Source organism: Marinomonas vaga (assembly GCF_055388305.1).
Genome location: NZ_AP043903.1, coordinates 3,277,025 through 3,297,532, shown reverse-complemented (window position 1 = coordinate 3,297,532; position 20,508 = coordinate 3,277,025). Strand labels below are relative to the sequence as shown.

At 45.8% G+C, this 20,508-nt stretch carries 21 protein-coding genes and 2 tRNA genes; 21 read left to right on the top strand and 2 right to left on the bottom strand.

The features are described 5' to 3' along the window. Window positions 1–136 precede the first annotated feature (136 nt). The 17 genes from trhP to nadA all read left to right on the top strand — a co-directional run bounded on the left by trhP (window position 137) and on the right by nadA (window position 15,026). Window positions 137–1,495: a prephenate-dependent tRNA uridine(34) hydroxylase TrhP gene (gene trhP, locus ACZ5DR_RS15540; RefSeq protein WP_377367798.1), complete on the top strand. Its 1,359-nt coding sequence runs from the start codon at window positions 137–139 to the stop codon at window positions 1,493–1,495. Between the two features lie 156 nt (window positions 1,496–1,651). Continuing rightward, window positions 1,652–2,566: a sulfate adenylyltransferase subunit CysD gene (cysD, locus tag ACZ5DR_RS15535; protein WP_464543760.1), complete on the top strand. Its 915-nt coding sequence runs from the start codon at window positions 1,652–1,654 to the stop codon at window positions 2,564–2,566. A 17-nt stretch (window positions 2,567–2,583) separates the two neighbouring features. Next, the gene (gene cysN / locus ACZ5DR_RS15530) at window positions 2,584–4,197 is read left to right on the top strand and encodes a sulfate adenylyltransferase subunit CysN (protein ID WP_377367802.1); all 1,614 of its coding nucleotides are present in this window, start codon (window positions 2,584–2,586) and stop codon (window positions 4,195–4,197) included. Between the two features lie 63 nt (window positions 4,198–4,260). Continuing rightward, window positions 4,261–4,746 carry a hypothetical protein gene (locus ACZ5DR_RS15525; RefSeq protein WP_377367804.1) on the top strand — a complete coding sequence of 162 codons (486 nt, stop codon included), beginning with the start codon at window positions 4,261–4,263 and terminating at the stop codon, window positions 4,744–4,746. 165 nt (window positions 4,747–4,911) lie between these two features. Then, complete coding sequence (aspS, locus tag ACZ5DR_RS15520; protein WP_377367806.1) at window positions 4,912–6,681, top strand: aspartate--tRNA ligase; 1,770 nt, start codon at window positions 4,912–4,914, stop codon at window positions 6,679–6,681. A 119-nt stretch (window positions 6,682–6,800) separates the two neighbouring features. Further along, window positions 6,801–7,355, top strand: coding sequence for a crossover junction endodeoxyribonuclease RuvC (ruvC, locus tag ACZ5DR_RS15515; protein WP_377367808.1), 555 nt, complete (start codon window positions 6,801–6,803; stop codon window positions 7,353–7,355). A gap of 1 nt (window position 7,356) precedes the next feature. After that, window positions 7,357–7,956, top strand: coding sequence for a Holliday junction branch migration protein RuvA (ruvA, locus tag ACZ5DR_RS15510; protein WP_377367810.1), 600 nt, complete (start codon window positions 7,357–7,359; stop codon window positions 7,954–7,956). Window positions 7,957–7,963: 7 nt separating this feature from the next. Then, window positions 7,964–8,977, top strand: a complete 1,014-nt coding sequence (gene ruvB, locus ACZ5DR_RS15505; protein WP_377367812.1) for a Holliday junction branch migration DNA helicase RuvB — start codon at window positions 7,964–7,966, stop codon at window positions 8,975–8,977. Window positions 8,978–8,987: 10 nt separating this feature from the next. After that, window positions 8,988–9,662, top strand: coding sequence for a protein TolQ (tolQ, locus tag ACZ5DR_RS15500; RefSeq protein WP_377367814.1), 675 nt, complete (start codon window positions 8,988–8,990; stop codon window positions 9,660–9,662). 2 nt (window positions 9,663–9,664) lie between these two features. Further along, a complete protein-coding gene (tolR, locus tag ACZ5DR_RS15495; protein WP_377367816.1) occupies window positions 9,665–10,087 on the top strand; it encodes a protein TolR in 423 nt (140 codons plus the stop codon). Window positions 10,088–10,090: 3 nt separating this feature from the next. Continuing rightward, the gene (gene tolA, locus ACZ5DR_RS15490; RefSeq protein ID WP_377367818.1) at window positions 10,091–11,062 is read left to right on the top strand and encodes a cell envelope integrity protein TolA; all 972 of its coding nucleotides are present in this window, start codon (window positions 10,091–10,093) and stop codon (window positions 11,060–11,062) included. Further along, a complete protein-coding gene (tolB, locus tag ACZ5DR_RS15485; RefSeq protein WP_377367820.1) occupies window positions 11,062–12,363 on the top strand; it encodes a Tol-Pal system beta propeller repeat protein TolB in 1,302 nt (433 codons plus the stop codon). The genes tolA and tolB overlap by 1 nt, the downstream gene beginning before the upstream one ends. A 20-nt stretch (window positions 12,364–12,383) precedes the next feature. After that, entirely contained in the window at window positions 12,384–12,968 is a 585-nt protein-coding gene (gene pal / locus ACZ5DR_RS15480; protein ID WP_377367822.1) for a peptidoglycan-associated lipoprotein Pal, read from the top strand. Then, complete coding sequence (ybgF, locus tag ACZ5DR_RS15475; RefSeq protein WP_377367824.1) at window positions 12,968–13,729, top strand: tol-pal system protein YbgF; 762 nt, start codon at window positions 12,968–12,970, stop codon at window positions 13,727–13,729. Before pal ends, ybgF begins: the two co-directional genes overlap by 1 nt. 43 nt (window positions 13,730–13,772) lie before the next feature. After that, window positions 13,773–13,848, top strand: a tRNA-Lys gene (locus ACZ5DR_RS15470). Window positions 13,849–13,867: 19 nt separating this feature from the next. Then, window positions 13,868–13,943 (top strand) — tRNA-Lys (locus ACZ5DR_RS15465). Window positions 13,944–13,979: 36 nt separating this feature from the next. Continuing rightward, entirely contained in the window at window positions 13,980–15,026 is a 1,047-nt protein-coding gene (gene nadA / locus ACZ5DR_RS15460; RefSeq protein ID WP_377367826.1) for a quinolinate synthase NadA, read from the top strand. Between the two features lie 46 nt (window positions 15,027–15,072). On the opposite strand, the gene ACZ5DR_RS15455 is transcribed toward nadA, so the two are convergent. After that, complete coding sequence (locus ACZ5DR_RS15455) at window positions 15,073–16,464, bottom strand: M48 family metallopeptidase (RefSeq protein WP_464543759.1); 1,392 nt, start codon at window positions 16,462–16,464, stop codon at window positions 15,073–15,075. Window positions 16,465–16,509: 45 nt separating this feature from the next. Between ACZ5DR_RS15455 and ACZ5DR_RS15450 the strand changes: the two genes are divergently transcribed. Further along, on the top strand, window positions 16,510–16,755 hold the full coding sequence (locus ACZ5DR_RS15450; RefSeq protein WP_377367830.1) for a sulfurtransferase TusA family protein: 246 nt from the start codon (window positions 16,510–16,512) through the stop codon (window positions 16,753–16,755). 3 nt (window positions 16,756–16,758) lie between these two features. After that, window positions 16,759–17,841 carry an AI-2E family transporter gene (locus ACZ5DR_RS15445; RefSeq protein ID WP_377367832.1) on the top strand — a complete coding sequence of 361 codons (1,083 nt, stop codon included), beginning with the start codon at window positions 16,759–16,761 and terminating at the stop codon, window positions 17,839–17,841. 48 nt (window positions 17,842–17,889) lie between these two features. Here the strand turns inward: ACZ5DR_RS15445 and bcp are convergent, their stop codons facing one another. Next, on the bottom strand, window positions 17,890–18,336 hold the full coding sequence (gene bcp, locus ACZ5DR_RS15440; RefSeq protein WP_377367834.1) for a thioredoxin-dependent thiol peroxidase: 447 nt from the start codon (window positions 18,334–18,336) through the stop codon (window positions 17,890–17,892). Between the two features lie 180 nt (window positions 18,337–18,516). Between bcp and dapA the strand changes: the two genes are divergently transcribed. Beyond that, window positions 18,517–19,395 carry a 4-hydroxy-tetrahydrodipicolinate synthase gene (dapA, locus tag ACZ5DR_RS15435; RefSeq protein WP_377367836.1) on the top strand — a complete coding sequence of 293 codons (879 nt, stop codon included), beginning with the start codon at window positions 18,517–18,519 and terminating at the stop codon, window positions 19,393–19,395. Window positions 19,396–19,398: 3 nt separating this feature from the next. Further along, on the top strand, window positions 19,399–20,490 hold the full coding sequence (locus ACZ5DR_RS15430) for a hypothetical protein (protein ID WP_377367838.1): 1,092 nt from the start codon (window positions 19,399–19,401) through the stop codon (window positions 20,488–20,490). Window positions 20,491–20,508: the final 18 nt, after the last annotated feature.

Genomic DNA, 20,508 nt, shown 5'->3' with positions numbered 1-20,508 from the left:
CGTCCTTAGCGCTCTAAAATTATGATGTGTATCAAAGAAAGGCTGACTTGTTCAGCCTTTCTTGTTTTTGGGCTTCGGATACCTTTTGAGAGTTGGATAGAATGCGCGGCATTTCTAACTTGTATAAAGATTGATTATGACTGAATTGCTTTCTCCTGCGGGCACGTTAAAAAACATGCGTTATGCCTATGCATACGGAGCGGATGCGGTATACGCAGGCCAACCCCGCTACAGCTTACGTGTGCGCAACAATGACTTCACCATGGCAAACCTTGCTCAAGGAATTGAGGAGGCTCATGGCATGGGTAAGAAGCTCTATGTTGCGACCAATATTGCTCCTCACAATGCAAAGATTAAAACCTTTATAAAAGATATGGAGCCTGTCGTGGAGATGGGGCCGGATGCCCTTATTATGTCTGATCCTGGGTTGATGATGCTGATTAAAGAGAAATGGCCGGATATGCCAATCCATCTTTCAGTGCAAGCAAATGCGGTGAATTGGGCGACGGTTAAGTTTTGGCATAACTTTGGCCTAGAGCGCGTGATTTTGTCTCGGGAGTTGTCCTTAGATGAAGTGGGTGAAATTCGTCAGATGGTGCCAGAAATGGAGATCGAGACTTTCGTTCATGGGTCTTTGTGCATTGCTTACTCAGGGCGCTGTTTGTTGTCTGGGTATTTTAATCGTAGGGACCCAAACCAAGGCACATGTACCAATTCTTGTCGTTGGCAATACGATGTGAAATCAGCAGTGCAGGATGAGAATGGAGACATTGTCCCTGCAGACGGTAGTCATCTTAAAGGTGTGCAAAGCTTTGATCCGTCAGACTTTATTGCACCAACGTTAGGTGAGGGTAAGCCTTTTGATGATGTAGTGTTGCTTCGTGAACAAGGTCGTGAAGGTGAGTTTATGCCCGCCTTTGAGGATGAACATGGTACCTACATCATGAACAGCCGTGACCTTCGTGCGATTCAGCATGTTGAAAAGTTGATCGAATTGGGTGTGCATTCATTAAAAATTGAGGGGCGCACCAAGTCCCATTTTTATGCAGCCCGTACTGCTCAGCTTTATCGTCAGGCCATTGATGATGCGATTCATGGTCAGCCATTTGATATGTCATTGATGGATAAGTTGGAAGGTCTGGCTAACCGGGGTTATACAGAGGGCTTTTACCGCCGTCATGTGCACGATCAGTACCAAAACTACCAATACGGAAACTCTATTTCAGATCGTCAGCAATTTGTGGGAGAGATGCTGGATTGGCACAACGGATGGCTAACAATAGAGGTGAAAAACCGCTTCAAAGTGGGGGACTCTATTGAGTTGATTACTCCTAAAGGCAGCATGCTATATCAGATTGAGGTGATGGAGAACTTGAAAGGGCAGACGATGGCGGTAGCACCGGGATCTGGTCATAAGGTGAGAATTCCTTTGCCTGTTCAGCCAGAGCAGTTGGCGTTGGGGTTGGTGATGCGCAACTTACCTAATGGTCATTGAATTGGGTTAAAAATGAATTCTATTTAAGAAGGCTCGTTATGAGCCTTTTTTAATATCCATATGCCATGAAAGTCTATGTGCTATGGTTTTTATAACTTTCCGGCATGTTATAGTAAGCGAAATGCCGAAGCCTTAAAATTTTCGAGACGAGATACTATGACAGTTACAGAGGCAAGACTGACTCACCTTAAACAGCTAGAAGCTGAGAGTATTCACATTATTCGTGAAGTGGCCGCCGAGTTTGATAACCCGGTGATGTTGTATTCTATTGGTAAAGATTCAGCGGTGATGCTGCATCTTGCTATGAAGGCCTTCTACCCAGGTAAGCCACCATTTCCGCTACTACATGTGGACACTGGTTGGAAGTTCAAGGAAATGATTAAGTTCCGTGATGAGCTGGTCGCGAATCTTGGTCTTGATCTATTAGTGCACCAGAATCCTGACGGCCTTGCACAAGGTATTGGTCCATTCACTCACGGTAGTGCTGTGCACACCGATGTGATGAAAACCCAAGGCTTGAAACAGGCGCTTGATAAATACGGCTTCGATGCAGCCTTTGGTGGCGCCCGTCGTGACGAAGAAAAATCCCGCGCGAAAGAGCGTGTTTACTCTTTCCGTGATAAGCAACATCGCTGGGACCCAAAAAATCAACGTCCAGAATTGTGGAATATTTACAACGGTAAAGTGAATAAAGGCGAAAGTATTCGCGTATTCCCTCTTTCTAACTGGACTGAGTTGGATATCTGGCAATACATCTACCTAGAGAGCATTCCAATTGTTCCTCTTTACTTTGCTGCTAAACGTCCTGTGGTTGAGCGTGATGGCGTTCAAATCATGGTGGATGATGAGCGTATGCCTTTGAAAGAAGGTGAAGTGCCTGAAATGAAATCAGTGCGTTTCCGTACCCTTGGATGTTACCCACTGACAGGTGCGGTTGAGTCCGAAGCGGACACTTTACCTGAAATCATTCAAGAGATGCTTTTGACTAAAAGTTCAGAGCGTCAAGGCCGTGTCATCGACCACGATTCTGCGGGTTCGATGGAAGAGAAGAAGAAGCAAGGTTATTTCTAGGGCTAGGAGTTTTAAGAATGTCTCATCAATCAGAATTGATCAGTCAAGATATCCTTGGCTACCTAAAACAGCATGAAGAAAAAGATCTGCTTCGCCTTCTTACTTGTGGCAACGTAGATGATGGTAAAAGTACATTAATCGGTCGTTTATTACATGACTCTAAGTTGATTTATGAAGATCATTTAGATGCCGTAAAACGAGACAGTAAAAAGTCTGGCACCCAAGGTGAAGAAGTTGACTTGGCGTTACTTGTTGATGGTCTTCAAGCAGAGCGTGAGCAGGGCATTACGATTGATGTGGCTTACCGTTACTTCTCAACTGAGAAGCGTAAGTTCATCATTGCGGATACTCCTGGGCACGAGCAATACACTCGTAACATGGCTACCGGTGCATCGTCTTGTGATCTTGCGATCATCTTGATTGATGCTCGCTACGGTGTACAAACCCAGACACGTCGACACAGCTACATTGCCTCTTTGTTAGGGATTAAGCATGTAGTGGTTGCTGTTAATAAAATGGATTTGGTGGATTTCTCAGAAGACAAATTCAACGAGATTCGATCAGACTACCTAGAATTTATTGAGCAGTTGGGTAACCGTAAGCCTGAGGATGTTCATTTTGTACCTATGTCTGCCCTCAAAGGCGACAACGTAGTAAATGCTTCAGAGCAAACGCCTTGGTATCAGGGTGGCCCTCTGATGGAGATTCTGGAATCGGTACAGATTAATCGTGACGTGAAGAGCGATGCGTTCCGCTTCCCTGTGCAATACGTTAACCGTCCGAACCTAGACTTCCGTGGTTTCGCTGGCACTATCGCAGCGGGTCAGGTGAAGCCTGGTGATGAGATCGTGGCATTGCCTTCAGGTAAGAAGTCTAAAGTAGCTGAGATCGTTACTTATGACGGCAACCTTGAAGTGGCTAAAAAAGGCCAAGCGGTCACCATTACCCTGGAAGATGAAATCGATATCAGCCGTGGCGATATGATTGTGCACCCAGGTGAAGAGCCTGAGATCAGTGCTAACTTACGAGCGTCTGTTGTTTGGATGTCTGAACAGCCGTTGGTGCCAGGTAAGCTTTATAACTTTAAGCTGGGCACGCAAACGGTTCCAGGTAAAGTGCATCACGTTAACTATCGTGTTGACGTTAACACGCTTGAAAAGACCGAAGTTGATCAAGTTGAGCTTAACGTTATTGCGGACTGTGTCATTAGCTTTGACGCGCCAGTGGCATTTGATAACTACCAGTCGAGCCCATTAACGGGTGCGCTGATTGTGATTGATCGTCTATCAAACGTCACTGTTGGTGCTGGTATGGTAGAAGAGACGGTTGGTGATCTTGATGCGGATACGGTTGTTACGGCTGAAGAGCGTGCAGGGCGTTTGGGTCAGAAACCTGCAGTAGTGGCTTTGGCTACTGGTTCTAAGGTAGATGCGCAGCAACTTGAGCGTTCATTGTTGCGTCGCGGTGTCGTGGCCTTGGCCAAGCTTGATGCGACAGTTGGCGAAGCCGAGTTACTGAAACAGACAGGTGTTGTAGTTGTGGTGGCGGATGCAGGTATCGCTGATATTGAACTGACAGAAGGTAATGTAGAAGATGTTGCCGAACAAATTTTGTCGACAGTTCGCCTGTAAATAAGCGTTAAATCGTGTATAAAAAGCCACTGAATTTCAGTGGCTTTTTTGTTTGTGAAGAAAATGTTTTTAAAGAATCTGCATCAGGCTTTAATTGAATATGGCGTGAAACGGGTAAGGGTGTCTAAAGACGCAGCAGACCAAGCCCGAAGTGCTGCTACCGACCGTGAGAGTGTAGCGGAGACCAAGTGGGATACCTTTGGTTTGGAGAATTCATACCTTGCCCATGGGCAATCGGTGCGGGTGGCTGAGTGTGAAGCGGACCTTGCCTATTTTCACAAACTGTCTTTTGCAAAGACACAAGAAGTTGTTGTCGGTTCTGTAATGCAGCTAGAGCGTGATGACGGTTGGAGTCGAATCGTAATTCTCTCTGCCCGTTGTGGTGGAGGAGAGTTCATTTGTGATGATCAATATGTATTGCTGGTCACGCCGCAAACACCTCTCGGTCAGTCGTTGCTTCATAAAGAAGAGGGTGATGAGCTGCAGATGAAAAGTCGTGGAGTCGATCAAATTGTCGAAATTACCCGAATATTCCTGCCCCAAGATTAGAAATTTAGGTCACACCCTAGAGAGTCCTTGACGCTTGGCATATAATGCTTGGCCTTTGAAAGACTTAAGAGGTTTTGGTTGTCTAAAAAGTGAGCTTAAAGGCTCGGCAACGAGAACTCAGAACAACATTAACGCTCAAGATGAGACGGTAATAGGATACAAATTATGCGCAGCCATTATTGCGGCGAGTTAACAGCAAAAAACATTTCAGAAGAAGTCACTCTTAGCGGCTGGGTACACCGTCGCCGCGACCATGGTGGTGTTATTTTCTTGGATCTTCGCGATCGTGAAGGTTTGACTCAAGTGGTATTTGATCCAGATCGTGCCGACAGCTTTGCCCTAGCAGACAGCTGCCGTAGTGAATTTGTGGTTCAGATTAAGGGTGTTGTTCGTGCTCGTCCAGAAGGGACAGTTAACCCAAATATGACCACAGGTGAGATTGAGGTTTTGGGTCACGAGCTAGAAATCCTAAACCGAGCGGCAACGCCTCCATTCCAGCTAGACGACCACCAAACAGTAGGTGAAGACATTCGTCTGAAGAATCGTTTCATCGATTTGCGTCGTCCAGAAATTCAACAGAAACTACGTTTCCGTTCAAAAGTAACGTCTGTATTGCGTCGTTACCTAGACGAAAATGGTTTCTTAGACATTGAAACGCCTATTTTGACCCGCGCAACCCCAGAGGGTGCACGTGACTACTTGGTGCCTAGCCGTACTCACCAAGGTAGCTTCTTTGCCTTGCCTCAATCGCCACAGTTGTTTAAGCAGTTGTTGATGGTGTCTGGCTTTGATCGTTACTACCAAATTGCAAAATGTTTCCGTGACGAAGACTTGCGTGCAGATCGTCAGCCTGAATTCACTCAGATTGACTTGGAGACCTCTTTCCTAGGTCAAGAAGACATCATGACCCTAACCGAGGGTATGATTACGAATTTGTTTAAAGAGTTGAAAGATGTGGATTTGGGTACCTTCCCGCGCATGCCTTTCTCTGAAGCAATGGAAAAATACGGTTCTGATAAGCCAGATTTGCGTATTCCACTGACTATTGAGACAGTGTCTGACTTAATGACAGAAGTTGACTTTAAAGTCTTCTCTGGTCCTGCGTCTGATCCTAAAGGTCGTGTTGCAGCATTGAAGGTGCCAGGTGGCAATGCCTTAACTCGTAAGCAGATTGACGAGTACACTAAGTTTGTAGGTATCTACGGTGCGAAAGGTCTGGCTTATATTAAAGTAAACAATAAGTCTGATCTGGAAGAAGGGTTACAGTCTCCAATTGTTAAATTCTTGCCTGTAGAAGTGCGTCAAGCTTTGCTTGATCGTGTGGAAGCGCAAGATGGTGATTTAATCTTCTTTGGTGCTGACCAAACTAGTGTTGTTAACGAAGCGCTAGGTGCGTTGCGTTGTAAGCTAGGTGCTGATCTTGACCTATATACCTGTGAGTGGGCGCCGCTTTGGGTAGTTGACTTCCCAATGTTTGAAGAAACATCTGACGGTGGCATTACAGCTATCCATCACCCATTCACTGCGCCGTCTTGTTCTCCAGAAGAGCTTCAGGCAAACCCGCTGACAGCTCTTTCTCAGGCCTATGACATGGTTCTAAATGGAACCGAGCTAGGTGGTGGCTCTATCCGTATTCACCAAGCAGAAATGCAGCAAGCAGTGTTTAAATTGCTGAATATCTCTGAAGAAGAGCAAGAAGAGAAATTTGGTTTCTTGCTGGATGCGTTGAAGTTTGGTGCGCCGCCACATGGTGGTTTGGCATTTGGCTTGGATCGCTTGGTTATGCTAATGACGGGGTCTGCATCGATTCGTGATGTGATTGCCTTCCCTAAAACGCAAAGTGCTACTTGTCTGTTGACTCAAGCGCCTGGCGAAGTCAGCGATAAACAACTTAAAGAGCTGAGCATTCGTGTTCGTAAGCCAGTTGTTGAGTGATTTAGCGTAAGTTTATAAAAAAAAGGGCCGCATATGTGGCCCTTTTTTGTATCTAGGATTGCATTGCATTACTGGGGCTGGTGAAATATACAGTATCTTAATGGTTAAGTGGTTAGGCTGTGGCTTCTACACGTATATTGGCGATTGACCCAGGTTCTCGGGTGACGGGGTTTGGTGTTATTGATGTAATAAATGGCAAGGCACGTTATGTGAGCAGTGGCTGCATTCGTCTTCCTGATGAAAATTTGCCCATCCGTTTAAAGCGCATTTTTGAGTGTGTCTCCCAAGTGATTGAGGAGTTTTCACCAAAGGAATTTGCCATTGAAGAAGTGTTCTTGGCAAAAAATGCCAATTCTGCGTTAAAGCTTGGGCAAGCCCGTGGCGCAGCGATCGTGGCGGCGGCTATGGCTGATTTGCCTGTTTTTGAATATGCCGCACGGCGCGTGAAGCAGTCTGTCGTGGGTAATGGTAATGCTGATAAGTCACAGGTTCAGGCAATGGTTCAATTGCTAATGTCTTTGGAATCAACGCCCCAGGCTGATGCGGCGGATGCCTTAGCTATTGCCCTATGTCATTCAAATACCCGGACTTCGGATGGTTTGGAATATGGTGTTGGTAAACGCGCCGGACGAACGTCAAAGCGTTGGCAGCAATCTGATTTAAGGAAAGCTTAAAATGATAGGTCGAATTGTTGGGGTGCTGGTTGAGAAGTCCCCTCCTGAATTGTTGGTCGATGTGGCTGGTATAGGCTACGAGGTGACGGCCTCCATGAGTACTATTTATGAATTGCCTCCCATTGGTCAGCAGGTCACCTTGCATACGCACTTTCAAGTTAAGGAAGATGCTCAATCCTTGTATGGCTTCGTCACAAAGGATGAACGAGCATTGTTTCGCATCCTTATTAAGGTCAATGGTGTGGGGCCTAAAATGGCTTTGGCCATATTATCTAGTATGTCTCCGTCTGAGCTCATTGAAGCTGTCCAGGAGTCCCAAATCACCTCATTAACTAAAATACCGGGTGTGGGTAAGAAGACTGCCGAGCGTTTGGTTGTGGAGTTACGTGATAAACTTGGTGCCGCGGCAAAACAAGACTTGTTTACTACGAAGGCTGTGGTGCAGCAGGTGACAACAGATCCTAGGCAGGAAGCAGAGTCAGCCTTGGTGGCGTTAGGCTATAAGCCACAAGAAGCCGCACGGGTGATTGCTAAGTTGCCTAAAGATGACTCCGACAGTGAGTCTCTAATTAAAGCGGCATTAAAGAGTACGTTGAGATAAAACAAATATGATAGAGCATGACCGTATAATCTCTCCTCAAATTAAGGGTACTGAAGGACAGGTTGATCGGGCGATACGCCCCCAATCGTTGCAGGAGTATATTGGACAGCCTGTTGTTAAAGAGCAGATGGATATTTTTATTCAAGCGGCTCGGCAGCGGGGGGAGCCTTTAGATCATTCCTTAATATTTGGTCCTCCAGGCTTGGGTAAAACAACCCTTGCTAACATCATTGCAAATGAAATGGGGGCGGAGATAAAAACCACTTCTGGCCCGGTCTTGGAAAGAGCAGGAGATTTGGCGGCTCTGCTGACGAATCTAGAAGAAGGTGATGTGCTTTTTATTGATGAAATTCATCGCTTAAGTCCAGCCATTGAGGAGGTGCTTTATCCTGCCATGGAAGACTATCAGATCGATATTATGATCGGAGAAGGGCCGGCAGCTAGATCCATAAAAATAGAGATTCCTCCCTTCACTTTAGTGGGTGCGACGACCCGTGCGGGCTTACTTACGTCACCTTTACGCGATCGTTTCGGAATAGTGCAACGTTTGGAGTTTTATGATGTCCAATCTCTCACTACAATCGTACGTCGTTCTTCACAAAAGCTTGGCATCGATCTAGATGATGAGGGTTGCTTCGAAGTGGCTCGTCGTTCTAGAGGTACGCCGCGGATTGCCAATCGATTGTTGCGCCGTGTCCGTGATGTGGCTCAAGTGGGTGGTGATAGCATTGTCGGTCAGAAAGTTGCCCAGCGCGCACTAGATATGTTAAGTGTAGATAACCAAGGGTTTGACCACTTGGATCGACGTATGTTATTGACTATGATAGAAAAGTTCGATGGCAGGCCTGTAGGGTTAGACAGTATTGCCGCAGCGGTGGGCGAAGACAAAGATACCATCGAAGATGTGATCGAGCCCTTTTTGATTCAGCAAGGTTTTGTGATTCGTACGCCACGGGGACGTCAAGTGACTAAGCGTGCCTATGAACACTTTAATTATCAACTCCCTCAAGATTTAGAATAGAGGAATACAAATGTCCATATGGGGCTTGATTGCCAGCGCGAGTATTGTCGTGCAACTTGTAATGCTAACTTTGTTGTTGGCTTCAGTATTTTCTTGGATTGTTATTTTTCAGCGGATTCGTGTTCTTAAAAAGGCGAAAACCGTAAGACGTCAGTTTGAAGATCAGTTCTGGTCAGGGATTGACCTAAGTAAATTATACCGGATGCTTACGACGGAAGGTCGTAAAGTAGAGGGGATGGAGAATATCTTTACTGCGGGTATCAAAGAGTTTACTCGTCTACGTCAGCATCAGGGAGTTGATCCCGATGCGGTGATGGAAGGTGTAGAGCGTGCTATGCGTGTTGCCTTATATCGTGAAGAAGAAAAGTTAGATGCGCATTTGCCTTTCTTGGCAACTGTAGGCTCTATCAGTCCTTACGTTGGCTTGTTTGGTACTGTGTGGGGGATTATGCATTCCTTTATTGGTTTAGCAGAAGTGCAACAGGCTACCTTAGCAACCGTCGCTCCAGGTATTGCCGAAGCACTTATTGCTACGGCCATTGGTTTGGCGGCAGCCATTCCAGCAGTTGTGGCTTATAACCGCTTTTCTGCTAACGCGGAATCCCTTGCTTCTAGCTATGAAAACTTTGCTAACGAATTCAGCAGTGTCTTGCACCGCAAAGTGCATGCTCGCGAAGGAAATTAATTATGGCTTTGAGAAATCGTATCAAGCGCCGTAAGCCCGTTGCAGAAATAAACGTCGTCCCTTATATCGATGTTATGTTGGTGTTGCTGGTTATCTTTATGATTACTGCTCCCATGCTCACCCAAGGGGTGGATGTGGAATTGCCCAATGCTAATGCGGCGCCGATGCAAAACGATGAATCCGATGTGCTGATTGCTTCCGTAGATAAGGATGGGAATTATTATGTTGATTTAGGGGGTGAGCAGTCTTCCGTCTCCCTAGAACAATTAAAGTCCCAAGTGACAAAGGTGCTAGCCCAGAATCCACGGTTACCAATTTTGGTTCGAGGTGACAAAAATGTGCCCTACGGTGATGTCGTAGGTTTGATGGTGGCTCTACAGGGGGCAGGGGCGCCCAACGTAGGTTTAGTAACGGAGCCCGAATAGTTCATGAAGTGGACTGATAAGGAAAGTTATTCGCTACCTGTTGTTCTGGCGGTTGGTCTTCATGTGGTCGTTTTAGGGGCCGGTGTTGTCGCTATGGCATTTGGCGATAATACGCCGCCAGCCCCGAAGCGTCCGCCTATTGTTAATGCCACGGTAGTGGATGTGGCTGATACCATCATAGGTAAGCGAGAAGCTGAAAAACGTCAGTCTGAGATCGCTGCTGCAAAAGCTGCTGAAGAGGCAAAACGTAAAGCCCAAGAGGCGGCTAGACAGCAAGCTGAGCGTCAGGCGATTGAAAAACAGCGTCAAGCAGCAAGAGCAGCCCAAGAGCGAAAAGAGGCAGCTGAGCGCAAGGCAGAAGCAGATCGTCAGGCGGCCATTAAGCGCAAAGAAGCGGAACAAGAGCGTGCGCGTAAGGCCGAACAAGAGCGTAAGCTTGCTGAGCAACGTAAAGCTGAACAAGAGGCGGAGCGTAAGAAGCAAGCAGAAGCTGAGCGTCAGCGTAAAGCGGAAGCAGAGCGCAAGCGTCGAGAGCAAGAGCGGGCGGAAGAGTTGGCTCGCCAGCGAGAAGCGGAGCGTAAGGCTGTTGAAGAAGCGCGACGTAAGCAGGCGGAAGCCGAAGTTCAGAAGGCTATAGCGGAAGAAGAAGCAAGGCAAAGGGCCATTGAAGAAGGTCAAGCCGTTCAATCAATCAGTAGTTTGATTATGGATAGAATTGCTTCGGGTTGGATTCGCCCCCCAAGCGCACGTAATGGCATGACCACTAAGTTACGTATTGGTTTTTTACCAAATGGTGAAGTGGCAAGTGTTGATGTGGTAGAGGGAAGTGGTGATGCGTTGTTTGACCAGCGTGCTAAGGATGCGGTCAGCCGAATGGGGCGTGTTGAAGAATTAGCGGATATTGATTACGCGATCTTTGAACGTAACTTCAGGCAGATTGAGTTGTTGTTTAACCCCCAAGATTTGAGAAATTGATGAAAACCAAAGTTTTATTTTCAGTTATTTTGGCTTGTGTGATGGCGTTTTCTTTGCCTGCGCGGGCCCAGTTGGTTATTGAGATCACCAGTGGTGCTGATCAGCTTCTTCCTATCGCGGTAGTGCCATTTGGCTATACTGGTTCAACCCCATTGTCCGAAGATATTGCTGGGATCGTGGAAAGTGATTTAAAGCGAAGTGGTGTGTTTGAATCCATACCGCGTCAAAATATGCTGAGTCTGCCTTCATCTTCCCAAGACATCTCCTATCGGGATTGGCGTTTACTCAAGGCAGATTATGTCATTGTTGGTAGTGTTACCCCAAATGAAGGGGGTACTTATCGGGTTGCCTATGAGTTGGTGAATGTTTTAACTCAAAAGCGTGTAGGTAATAAAGAAGCCCTGGATGTTCGACCTAGTAATTTTCGTGATGCGGCTCACTACATAAGTGATAAGGTTTATGAGCAGTTGACAGGTATTCGCGGTGCTTTCAGTACTCGAATTTTGTATGTGACTGCAGAAGGTGACAAAGCTGCTCCAACATTCAAATTGCAGGTTGCTGATGCGGATGGTTATCGACCTCAGGTGGTTGCGTCGTCAAAAGAGCCTATCTTATCCCCATCTTGGAGTGCTGATGGGCGCTACATCGCCTATGTGATGTTTAGAAATCGCCGTCCTAATATCTTTATTCAAGAGCTTGCCACAGGTCGCCAGCAGCAATTGGCTCAGTTTAGAGGGTTAAATGGTGCTCCGGCATGGTCACCGGATGGTAAAAAATTAGCACTGGTATTGTCCAAAGATAATAATCCAGAAATTTACACACTTGATATCGCTACCAAAAAGCTTGAACGTATGACTAATCATTACTCGATTGATACGGAGCCAAGCTGGGAGCCCGATGGCAAGGGTATTATTTTTACGTCTGATCGAGGTGGCAATCCACAGATTTATCGACTAGACGTAAATAGCAAGGACGTTGAGCGAGTAACGTTTGAAGGGGAATTAAATACCCGCGCACGTATCACGCCTGACGGACGTTATTTAGTGACCGTACAGAAAAATGACGGTAACTATCATATCGCACTTCAGGATATGAAAACTGGACGGGTGCAAGTTTTAACCGAAACCTATCTTGATGAATCACCAAGTATTGCGCCAAATGGCAGCATGGTAATGTACGCAACTACTGAGAATAGAAAAGGAATTTTGGCAGTTGTTTCCGTTGATGGGCTTGTTAAATATAGGTTACCATCGGCAGACGGAGATGTACGTGAGCCTGCTTGGTCTCCGTATTTTAAATAGCACACTTTAAGGAGCTAACAATGAGTGTAAGTAAACTGGGTAAGTTCGCTGTAGTGGGTCTGTCAGCAGCTTGGTTGGCTGGCTGTAGTACAACTGCTACAGAATCTGATAACGCTGCAATGGCAGAGGAAGGCACTGGTACTGAAGCAGCCGACACTATGGCTGAATCTGACGATGCTACTTACGGTGCAGGCGAAAACGGTGGTGTATCTAGCGTAATCGTTGAAGATGACGCAGCCATGGCTGCTGACATGCAAGACGTAGATCCTCTAGAAGGTGTTGCAACTGTGTTCTACTTTGACTTCGATAAGTCAATTGTACGACCAGCTGCTCGCGAAGCGCTTGCTAAGCACGCTGAATTTCTAATTAACAACCCAGATGCGCGCATTGTGCTAGAAGGTCACGCAGATGAGCGTGGTACTCGCGAGTACAACATGGCATTGGGTGAGCGTCGTGCGAAAGCAGTGTTACGCTACCTAACTATTCAAGGTGTTGCTGCTTCTCAGATCGAAACTGTGAGCTTTGGTGAAGAAGTGCCAGTTTCTTTCGGCCATGATGATGATTCTTGGCAGCTAAACCGTCGTGTTGAGGTTCGTTACGAGTAATGAGTAATCGACTCACGATGAGCTCCGTTGCATTGGTGCTGACATTGTCAGCACCAATCGCAATGGCTGCGGATCAAGAAAATCGCGGAATTTCTGCAAGTGTTGCTGCGGATCTGTTATATCAGCTTGAGAATTTACAATACGAAGTATCACAACTTCGTGGGAAAGTTGAAGAGCAACAACATGAAATAAATAAAATGAAAGCGCTACAGAAAGATCGCTATATTGATCTTGATAGACGTATTTCTAATGCTATTACACAGCGCCAAGCGGTCCCTGAGACGAGTGCGCCTGTACCTCAGTCTAGCACATCTGTGTCTTCTGCTGGTGTTACTTCAGCACTTCCCACTGCAGCGGTTCGCCCTGCAGAATTATCACCAGCCAGTGATGAGGCGAAACAGGCCTATCAGGCTGCTTATGAGCTTATTAAAAACAGAAACTTCGAGTCAGCTCGAGATGCTTTCAATAAGTTTGTGATGGATTACCCTAATAATCAGCTTACCGGTAATGGCCATTATTGGTTGGGTGAGTTGGCTCTAGTATTGGGTGATCAAGGTATTGCTTTAGTAGAATTTAAAAAAGTTGTAGACGAGTTTGCTGGTCATGCGAAAGTGCCGGATGCGGTTTATAAACTGGGCATTGTTAACGATCAAATGGGTAACCAAGCGTTAGCTAAAGAATACCTGCAGCAAGTGATTAACCAATATGGTGATTCTAATGCTGCGAAGCTTTCCACTAATTATTTGAATAATATGAAATAATTACTTGTTTTCTGCGTCAGCTGCTGTAGTATACGCGCCCGTTGGGTCGTTAGCTCAGTTGGTAGAGCAGTTGACTTTTAATCAATTGGTCACTGGTTCGAATCCAGTACGACCCACCAACTCTTCTTTTCTTGTGATGGGTCGTTAGCTCAGTTGGTAGAGCAGTTGACTTTTAATCAATTGGTCACTGGTTCGAATCCAGTACGACCCACCATCACATCTGTAACAGCCCAGTCCAAGGGGTTACTCAATGTCAGAATTAGTCGATAAAGTAGCGCTACGAGATACCGTTCAAAAATACTTATCCGAAGCCGAAGAGTCACTTAAAAAGCCTGTGGTGGATAACCAAGCCCTACGTGACGAAATCAAAGCCTTACTTAAAGCCAAAAATGCCGTATTGGTGGCGCACTATTACACCGAGGATGCCATACAAGAATTGGCGGAAGAAACGGGTGGTGTCATAGCTGACTCCCTTGAGATGGCGCGCTTTGGTGCAGAGCACCCAGCTGAGACACTGGTTGTGGCTGGCGTTAAGTTTATGGGGGAAACCTCCAAAATTTTAAGCCCAGAGAAAACTGTCCTTATGCCAACGCTTGAGGCAACCTGTTCTTTGGATATCGGTTGCCCTGCGGATGAATTTGCAAAATTTTGCGATGCGCACCCGGATCGAACCGTGGTTGTGTACGCTAATACGTCCGCAGCGGTAAAAGCTAGAGCGGATTGGGTTGTGACGTCAGCCATTGCATTGGATGTTGTTCAGCATTTATCAGATCAGGGCGAAAAAATCATCTGGGCTCCTGATCAGCATTTAGGGCGATATGTTCAGACTCAAACGGGTGCGGATGTACTTCTTTGGGACGGTGCTTGCATTGTTCATGAAGAGTTTAAAGCAAAAGGGATCCTAGATCTTAAAGCCATCTACCCAGATGCCGCTGTTCTTGTTCATCCTGAATCTCCACAGTCAGTGGTAGAAATAGCGGATGTGGTGGGTTCAACTTCTCAGTTGCTAAAAGCATCACAAACCCTTGAGAATGAGACTTTCATTGTTGCCACAGATCGCGGCATTTTTTACAAGATGAAACAGGCCTCTCCTGGTAAGCGTTTTGTGGAGGCGCCTACAGCTGGTTCTGGGGCCACTTGCCGTAGTTGTGCTCATTGTCCTTGGATGGCGTTGAATTCCCTTGAGCTTCTAAGAAATGCTTTGCGCGATGGGACCGATGAGATTCATGTGGATGAAAGTGTTCGTGTGGATGCATTGAAGCCTTTGCAGCGAATGTTGGATTTTAAAAAGTCCTAACAACCCTCGGATCTACAAAAAAAAGCAGCCTCTGGCTGCTTTTTTATTATCTAATATCCTGCTGTTTCTGTGCCTCTCTAATTCGCTCAAGGTGCTGTTTGCTTCGCTCGATTTCTTGTTTTAGAGGGGGTTCTGCAGTCCTAAGAGCCCTGTTAATAAGATTTAGTGCTGCTAATTCCCAGCCGCGGCTGAAGTCGAGTAATCCTTGGTAATAGAGTGCTGCCTCATGGTTGTTTTGCTTACGTGCGACGGCAATGTTGTTGCGGTAGGTCATGCGCTTCTCATAACCTAGAGCGTCATCTCTGGTCCTTAGGTATTGGTCAGTTTGATTTGCTTGGGATAAAAGGTACTGAAAGGTCCTGTCATTAGGTGATAAAAGAAGCCTTTCATTAACTGTTTGTTTGAGTCCGCTTAAGTCATTCTTAGCCAATGAAATTAAGCCTTCAAGATATTTAGTAAATTGAGTGACCTCGTTGACTTGATTGATATGAGATTCAGCGTCCTTGATGTGGTGAATAAGCAGTGCGGCTAAGGCGTTGGCAAAGTGTTGCTGATCTCTGTTGGTGACATGACGAGCAATGAAATTAGAGTATTGATTGCCTTCAATGGCCGCCCGATACGCAATAAGGGTTGCGCGAAAATATTGAAATTCATTTGAAGAGGGCTCAAATACTATGGAGTCCTCTGGATCGGCGGTTAGCGTATCGCTAACCCGTGTTTGCGGAAGCGGATGGGTCGATAAAAATTCAATGCGATTGGAGCCTAGAGATTGGCGCTGCAATGCGCCCAATAAGTGAGCCATTCCATAAACAGGGAGCCCTGATGCTAGAAGCAGCTCTCTGCCGCGTCTATCGGCTTCTTGTTCTTGTGCTCGTGAGTGTCTTAGATAGTTTTCCTGCTGGTTGGCGATTCCACCTAGCCAAAGTGCAGAGGTGGCTTCACCATTGCCGGCGGATGCCGCAGCAATCCCCGCCAGTAACATCATGAGGGTTTTGTTTTGTTCATTGCGCTGGGATTCAAGGGTTCGCTCATAGTGATTTAGTTCAAGGTGGGCGATCTCATGAGCAAGTAATCCTAAAAATGCCGCTTCATCAGTGATAATGCGCATAATGTCTGAGTAAATAAAAAGGTGGTTCCCAGGGATAACAAAAGCGTTGCTTTGGGAACTGTTTAGCAAACCGATGTCTATGGTTTTGTTGTATAAGTCGGTGTTGGGAACTAGCCGGGACATGGCATCCTGCAAGTATTGGTAAGCAGGGGGGAATTCTATGAGTCCAGAGCTGCCGCTCAGTTGTCTAAACCAGTATTGACCTAGAATATATCCAGGATTAGATAGGGCTCTTTCATCTTGATTGTTGGCGAAATCGGGTAAGGTGTTGGCTACGGTTAGGGGAGAGCTGAAAAATATTATCCCTATGAGTAGCTTGCTGATTTTCAAAAAAAAATGTCTCATACTGACCTGGGTAAACTATCGGAATAAACTATGTCTGATGTAAATGAGTATGACGTAATCGTTGATGCAAGAGAAGAGCGTTGTCCTATGCCGCTCCTCAAAATGAAACTTGCTCTTGCTAAAATGACTGTTGGCGAATGTGTGTGTGTCTTCGCGACAGATGAGGGCTCAAAGAAAGATATTCCCCATTACCTTGAAATGGTTGGGATGAGCTTGGTAGATACGGGGGAAACCGATGATTCCGGGTTCTATTTTGTGGTAAGAAAGGGTGAATGATAAATGTTTCGTGTTGTAGATAACCTTTTAAAGCGTTACTTGTCCAACGAAGAAGTTGTGATTTTTATCCTTTTGTTGGTGTTTGTGTTGGGTGTCGTTGCTCTATGGGGGGGCGTTTTAGCACCTGTGTTTATTGCCGTGGTTTTGGCTTTTTTGTTGCAGGGGCTTATTAATTTTCTTAAAAGCATTGGCTTGTCCCACAACCTTAGTGTCACGGTAGTTTTTATAGCCTTTGTTACGGCCTGCGGTGCTTTTATTGGCATAATGGTGCCGATCATCTGGAAGCAAGCTGTTCGTTTTGTTAACGATTTGCCGCGCATGTTTGGGGATTTTCAGGTTTTTGTCCAATCTTTGAGCGCTGAGCATTCTGCTTATGTGAGTCAGGCTGCTGTTGATGAAGTGGTCAATTTGTTGGCGGCTGAATTGGGGAGTGCGGGACAATGGCTGGTAACGTATTCGCTTTCTAGCATTCCTTCCGTGTTTTCTTTGGCTCTGTATCTGGTGTTGGTGCCTTTGGTGATGTTCTTTTTATTAAAGGATCAAGAAAGCATCATTGCTTACATGACTTCTTGGTTGCCAAAAGAGCGTAAAATGATTCGTAATATTTCCCATGAAATGAATGATCAAATCGCTAACTATATACGTGGCAAAGTCATTGAGATGTTGGTGGTGGGGGTTGTTTCCTTCCTGGTATTTTGGTTCTTTGATTTGCGCTACTCCGCGTTGCTTGCACTTCTGGTTGGTTTGTCTGTGCTGATCCCATATATTGGTGCGGCAGCAGTGACCATTCCTGTGGTCTTAGTGGCTTTTTATCAGTTCGGTAGTTCTAATGAGTTTTGGTATGTCTTTGTAGCATACGTGGTGGTTCAGGCTTTGGACGGTAATGTCCTGGTGCCACTGTTATTTTCTGAGGCGGTAAACCTGCATCCTGTCGCAATCATTGTGGCTGTGTTGTTTTTTGGTGGGGTTTGGGGGTTTTGGGGTGTGTTTTTCGCTATTCCGCTTGCCACCTTGGTGAAAGCGATTATCAACGCTTGGCCTAGGGCTCATGTGGAGCCGCCATTATTACAAAATGCTGATAAGTAATTTGATTTTGCCTAAATGCCCAGCTTGGTCCAGCTGGGCTTTTTCGTTTTAGAGTATCTGTGCTGCGTGCTCTTTGGTTTTGACTTTTGTTATGATGTCTTGGATTTTACCTTCTTCATCAATGATAAAAGTGGTGCGTACCGTTCCCATGTACTCTTTGCCCATGAACTTTTTAAGCTGCCATGTGCCATATAATTCGTGAACGCTCTTGTCTTCATCTGAGATGAGGGTAAATGGAAGTTCGTATTTGTTGATGAAGTTTTGATGGCGCTTTTCTGAGTCTGGGCTGATGCCAAGGATTACGTATCCAGCGTTAGTTAGATGATCTATGTTATCCCTCAGGTTGCAAGCTTGGGCGGTACAGCCGGGTGTAGAATCCTTTGGGTAGAAATACAAGACAATTTTTTTGCCTCGGTAGTCGCTTAATTTTATGGCTTCACCGTTTTGATCTTTTGACTCAAAGTCTGGTGCTTGGTCGCCAATCTTAAGGCTCATAGTGATCTCCATTCAGGTGTCATTGTTCAACTTTTAGTAAGACTAATTCATTTACGAAGGTGTTAGTTTACTGGATCTGTAAACTAACCTAAATATTCCATTCTAAGGCTGTTGTCGTGTTGTATAGGGTAAGCGTGAGCGGTAGTATATGCACGCTTAAATGAATGTGGAGATTCAAGAATGATCACTGGAAGCCTAGTCGCGCTTATCACCCCAATGAAGCTGGACGGAACTATTGATAAGCAAAAGCTAGATGAGCTTGTCGAGTTCCATATTTCGGCTGGCACCCATGGCATCGTCGCGGTTGGTACAACCGGTGAATCCGCAACGTTAACTTATGATGAACATGCGGATGTTATTCGTCAGGTAGTAGAAAAGGTCAATGGGCGTGTGCCCGTTATCGCTGGCACAGGGGCAAACTCCACCCACGAAGCGATTGATCTAACTCAGCGAGCTAAAGAAGCGGGCGCTGATGCATGTCTCTTAGTGGTTCCTTATTACAATCGTCCAACCCAAGAGGGTTTGTATCAACATTTTAAAGCCATTTCTGAGGCCGTTGACATTCCACAGATTCTTTATAATGTTCCTGGTCGTACGGCCTGTGACATGCTTAACGCAACGGTAATCCGTTTAGCTGAACTTCCTAATATTGTTGGTATCAAAGACGCCACAGGTGACTTGGCTCGGGCAAAAGAGTTAATCGAGTCAACACCCGCTGAATTTGCCGTGTATTCCGGTGATGATCCAACGGCACTTGGCTTAATGCTATTGGGTGGCAAGGGGAATATCTCAGTTACAGCAAACATTGCGCCACAACAAGTGGCAAAAGTAGCTGAGCTGGCATTGCAGGGTGATGCGGAAGCTGCACGAGAGATTGATGCTAAGATTTCTCCGTTGCATAAAGATCTATTTGTTGAACCAAATCCAATTCCAGTGAAGTGGGCGGCTGCAAAGATGGGGCTTTGTGAGCAAAGCATACGTTTGCCGCTAACAGAACTTTCCCCTGAATATCATGCCCGTGTACTAGATGCTTTAAAAAACGCTGGAGTTAAGGACTAACTCATGAATAAATTATTTGTAATGACCACTGTTTGCTCTGCTTTAGTGTTAGCAGGTTGTTCCAGTGTCGTGAAAGATCATGGTTTGGACTATCAAACCGCAGAGTCAAATGAAAAGACTTTAGTTGTACCTGAAGGTGCAGAGCCAGTTAAAGACCGTTTAGTTATTCCTAATGAGTCTAATGTGGCAGACTTAGAGGCCTCTGGCGAATTTGAAGCACCTAGGGCTCCATTCTTGTATCAACCTCTAGCTGATGTGTCATTCTCCTTGCTAGGGGATCAGGCAACCATGACGGTTCCCACAGACATCAATCGAACTAAGGCGCTATTTAAGAGTTACTTAGCGACATTAGCGACCGAGGAAGAGCCTGAAACCATCGAGACTGACGAGGGTGATGTTTTAATCAGCAAACCTATTCAGCTTGAGAAGCAGGGGTTCTGGGCCCGTACATGGTCTTCTATCACCCGTCTATATCCTGAAAAGTATCAATATAAAGCATCCTTTTCTGAAACAGGTAACGGTACTGATGTCGCATTTCAGGTACTGGTACACAAAGATGGTGAACAAACAGTTGCTGAGCTTAATGATGATCAGGCGCCTACATCTATGGCTCTGAACTCATGGTATCATGTTGCTAAAAAGATCAGTGAAGACAGTGTATTGCTTTCGGATCAAGGTCGAGATGATCTGACGCGCTCGACAGTTTGGGTCAACCAGAGAGGCGAGTATGCTTACTTCTTAGGTAAGAATTTTGACCCTGCTACCGTAGACAACTTTGTATCAGCCCAAATGGATTTCTATGTAGTAGAAGATGACGCTGGTGTTAAAAGTCTTTCCATGATCCCTTCAGATGAAGTGCCCCGTGTTGGTGATGTGGTTCCTTTAACCGTCCCTATGCGTGATCAGGATGGCACAACAAAAGAGATGAAGTTGTTCAACGTGTACCGACGTGACCTAGATGATGTGGAATGGACCCATCGTACATACCCATATCAGGTTATAAAACAGCAAGAAGGTTACTTCTTGAAAGTCGATACATCGGCTGTTGAATTTCCTCGTTTGGTTTCATATCGAATACTTTCAATGTTCGAGTAATAATTTTCCCCTTACAGT